7 protein-coding genes and 1 tRNA gene are annotated in these 3,841 nt (G+C 39.9%); 3 read left to right on the top strand and 5 right to left on the bottom strand.

The features are described 5' to 3' along the window. Window positions 1–168 precede the first annotated feature (168 nt). Together B4K20_RS07585 and B4K20_RS07590 are read right to left on the bottom strand one after the other, a co-directional pair. A complete protein-coding gene (locus tag B4K20_RS07585; RefSeq protein WP_286305913.1) occupies window positions 169–441 on the bottom strand; it encodes a hypothetical protein in 273 nt (90 codons plus the stop codon). Between the two features lie 56 nt (window positions 442–497). Continuing rightward, on the bottom strand, window positions 498–779 hold the full coding sequence (locus B4K20_RS07590) for a hypothetical protein (RefSeq protein ID WP_289282459.1): 282 nt from the start codon (window positions 777–779) through the stop codon (window positions 498–500). Window positions 780–999: 220 nt separating this feature from the next. Here B4K20_RS07590 and B4K20_RS07595 point away from each other — a divergent pair, with 220 nt between their 5' ends. The 3 genes from B4K20_RS07595 (at window position 1,000) to B4K20_RS07605 (ending at window position 2,166) form a co-directional block, all read left to right on the top strand. Further along, window positions 1,000–1,164 carry a DUF1328 domain-containing protein gene (locus B4K20_RS07595; protein ID WP_007144291.1) on the top strand — a complete coding sequence of 55 codons (165 nt, stop codon included), beginning with the start codon at window positions 1,000–1,002 and terminating at the stop codon, window positions 1,162–1,164. Window positions 1,165–1,257: 93 nt separating this feature from the next. After that, window positions 1,258–2,010 (top strand): Crp/Fnr family transcriptional regulator, encoded by a 753-nt coding sequence (locus tag B4K20_RS07600; protein ID WP_289282460.1) that lies wholly within the window; start codon window positions 1,258–1,260, stop codon window positions 2,008–2,010. Between the two features lie 15 nt (window positions 2,011–2,025). Next, window positions 2,026–2,166, top strand: coding sequence for an entericidin A/B family lipoprotein (locus B4K20_RS07605; RefSeq protein ID WP_286305916.1), 141 nt, complete (start codon window positions 2,026–2,028; stop codon window positions 2,164–2,166). A gap of 206 nt (window positions 2,167–2,372) precedes the next feature. Here B4K20_RS07605 and pdxH read toward each other — a convergent pair whose 3' ends face one another. From pdxH to B4K20_RS07620, 3 genes are all read right to left on the bottom strand, one after another. After that, entirely contained in the window at window positions 2,373–3,020 is a 648-nt protein-coding gene (gene pdxH / locus B4K20_RS07610; RefSeq protein WP_286305917.1) for a pyridoxamine 5'-phosphate oxidase, read from the bottom strand. 166 nt (window positions 3,021–3,186) lie between these two features. After that, window positions 3,187–3,263, bottom strand: a tRNA-Ile gene (locus B4K20_RS07615). A gap of 11 nt (window positions 3,264–3,274) precedes the next feature. Then, window positions 3,275–3,841 (bottom strand): sigma-70 family RNA polymerase sigma factor (locus tag B4K20_RS07620; RefSeq protein ID WP_289282461.1); only part of this gene is annotated, 567 nt, incomplete at its 5' end.

The following is a 3,841-nucleotide window of genomic DNA, read 5'->3' on the forward strand; positions in this document are numbered from 1 at the left end:
TGCTAGAGGCGTATCAAAATATGCCTGAAGAGCTATATAGCCAGCAATCCCGGCAAAACCAATAGCAAATAATCCGAGAATGATTGCCAATGCAAACGCTAAGGTTGTTACTTGTATTCTTGAAAACAAACTCATCGTAACCTTCTTATTTAGTTAGGGTGAATAGAGTTATTTTCTATCGAGCGCTTTACCAATCACCAAGCCAATACCAAAAGCAACGGCCATACTTGTATATGGGTGTGCTTCAACTTCGCCTTGTGCTCTAGCAATACTCTCTTTTGCCTGTTGTTGTGCCTGCTGTGCAGTCGCTTTGACTTTATCTTGTCCTTGTTGTGCATATTCTGTAGTTAGATTTTTTAAAGTACTGGTAACTTCGGCAAAATCTTTACGTAGTGCATCTAACTGTTCTTGTAATTCTTGATTTGTCGTTTGTGTAGCCATTCTTATCTCCTATTGATCTGTTATAAACGTATCTTCGAGACTATTATCCGTGGCAACTATTTATCCATTGCATCTTCAGCTTCATCTGCTGAATCTTCAATAGCATCACCAGCGTCATCTGCAGCATCGTCAATTGCATCTCCAGCATCTTCAACCGTGTTGTCGATTTTTTCACCCATTTCTTCTGCTGGACCATCGTTATCACAAGCTGAAAGCATACCAACGCCTGCAAAAGCAAACATAATTAGAAATGCTTTACAGATCATTGAAAAAGACTTTGATTCACTCATTGATTTCATACATACATCTCCATTTAGAATTGGGCTGAATAAAAACATTATTCAACTAGACTGACAAACTTATTAATGCGTTTGTTCATCAATACTGACATTAAAAGAGCTTTCATAGCAAAAAGTATTTATCGGAAATACTTATTGTTCGGCTCTTCTTAATCTAACCTATCGCTGATTAATGACTACTGCCTTAACCTATGTTAAAGACGAGGTAATCAAATACACATATCGTATTCATTCCCATTCACTATAAAGGAAGATAGATATGTTAAGTTGGGCATTGACGTTTTTAATCATCGGTATCATTGCTGGTGCGCTTGGTTTAAGTGGTGTTGCTGGTACAGCGACCAACATTGCTTGGATTTTATTTGTTATTGGTTTAGTTCTCGCCCTCATTTTCTTCATTACTGGTAGACGTCCACCTATGTAGACGTATATTCTCACGAAAAATATAGACATTCTTAATCGATGATGGCGTATTCAAGAAGGTCTCTTTTGAACTACATTATTTGAGCGAGTCTTCATGGAATCTGTTATCAGCGATACAGAAAGTTGTATTGTTCGTCAGTTTGAAAAAATGGTCGAGTTGTCAGAGTCAGAAGTAAACCTTCTTGCCGCTCTAGAAAGAGATGCTCGTATGTTTGGCTCTGGTGAACGTCTAGCGTTCGCTGGTGAATACAGTGATCGTTTTTACACCCTAAAATCTGGCTGGGCCTGTGCGATAAAGACCATGGCAGATGGCCAAAGGCAAATTCTGGATATCTTTTTGCCAGGTCAGATTATAGGATTAAGGGAAATTGGACTGAGTCATTCACTCACAGAGTTTAGGGCGCTGACACCAATAGAAGCCTGTCCATTCCCTAAACAAAGATTGACTGAGATTTTTGAAAAATCACCAAGATTAACCGATTTATTCTTTTTGATCATGGCCAGAGAACAGGCCATGCTGATTGAGAGAATCGTCAATATAGGCAGACGAAGCGCTGCTGAACGTCTTGCACATTTCATTGTTGAAATGAAAGTGAGATTACATCAGCGGGCATGTGAGTTTCACCTACCTATGAATCAGGCGATTATCGGTGATACCCTTGGTATTTCTTCAGTTCATGTAAGTCGTACGTTTAAACACTTACGTGATTTAGGTCTAATTGACAATAAAAATGGTCAAATAGAAATAAACGATTTAGACGGATTAATTGATCTATCTGGTTTTGATCGGAGTTATCTTGATACGTATCCGAACTGGACCAGACTTAATAAACCCTCTCAACAATAATTGGAGGAGCAAATTATGAAACTTACTACCTTATTAATTCCATTATCTTTGGCACTTTTCTTATCCGCTTGTAACACGATGGAAGGTGTTGGCAAGGATGTTGAATCAGCAGGCGATGCGATTGAAGATTCCGCCTCTGAAAATAAAAACTATTAAAACCTACCGGTTTACTCTCAGCCCCTTAATTGGGGCTTTTTTTTACCCAAAAAAAAGCTAGGTATATACCTAGCTTAATCAATTAGAAGGAGCAATAATTGTGAGAACTGAAACCCATCACCTCACAATAAGTGTAGCGTCGTACAGATAAAAAAATTGAATATAAAGACACTAAATTATGAGCAAGATCACATTTTCTATCAGTTTTATGGCGCCAATCGTTGTTTTATCCATTGACCATCTGTTTTTAAGCTATAAGCAATGCGATCATGTAGCCTACTAGATCGTCCCTGCCAGAACTCCCAATACTGAGGCATGAGTCTATACCCTCCCCATGACTCAGGTCTTGGCGGTGTTAGTCCAAACTTCAATGCGTATTTCGCGGCGTCTTCAACAATCACTTTCCGACTTTTAATAACTTGGCTTTGTGGTGATGCCCAAGCACCGATACGGTGGGTTAATGGCCTCGAAGTATAATACTCATCTGACAATGATGTAGTGAGTTTCTCAACTTTCCCTTCAATTCGGATAACACGCTCTAACTCTGGCCAAAAGAATTGTACTGAGGCGTAAGGATTAACATCTAGATTTTGCCCTTTTCTACTTTGGTAATTAGTAAACCAGACAATGCCATCTTCATCGAACCCTTTTATCAAGACAGGTCTAGTTGATGGTCTACCCTGTTCATCTGCTGTGGCTAAGGTCATTGCATTAGCTTCACACACACCTTTTTCCAGCGCGTCTGATAACCACAGCTTAAACTGTTCAAGTGGTGATGCTGCACTCATACTCTCGTCAAGAGAGTCTTTTTCGTAGCTTCTTCTTAAACCAGACAAATCCAGATCATCACTCATAACTACTCACATGTTAATCAATTAATAACACCATGCCTGTCGTATTTTTTTATCACAACAGGGATATGCTGATGCTATGACTATAATCAATCTTTTGTGAATTATTTATCAATGTCAGGCATAAAAAAAGCCTTGGCAGAACTTAATACCAAGGCTTTGATTGTATTGGTGGGCCCACTAGGACTTGAACCTAGGACCAATGGATTATGAGTCCACTGCTCTAACCAACTGAGCTATAGGCCCTTTTGACTAGCTTACGAACCTTCTGAATCTAGGAAGCTTCGTAATTGATCAGAACGTGAAGGATGGCGCAGTTTACGTAATGCTTTCGCTTCAATCTGACGTATACGTTCACGTGTGACGTCAAATTGTTTGCCTACTTCTTCAAGCGTATGATCGGTATTCATATCGATACCAAAACGCATACGTAAAACTTTTGCTTCTCTCTCTGTCAGGCCGTTTAATACGCCTTGAGTCGCTTCACGCAAACCTTCTATTATCGCAGAATCTGAAGGTGAAATCACGTTCACATCTTCAACAAAATCACCTAAATGTGAATCTTCATCATCACCGATCGGTGTTTCCATCGAAATTGGCTCTTTAGATATCTTCAGTACTTTACGTACTTTATCTTCAGGCATATCGACACGTTCAGCTAACTCATCCGGTGTCGGCTCACGCCCCATCTCTTGTAGCATTTGGCGGGCAACACGGTTCAGTTTATTGATTGTCTCAATCATATGCACAGGAATACGAATAGTGCGTGCCTGGTCGGCAATTGAGCGAGTGATCGCCTGACGGATCCACCAGGTTGCATAGGT

Origin of the sequence: Methylophaga sp. UBA5088, from assembly GCF_002414625.1 — a bacterium.
Classification (GTDB): Bacteria; Pseudomonadota; Gammaproteobacteria; order Nitrosococcales; family Methylophagaceae; genus Methylophaga; species Methylophaga marina.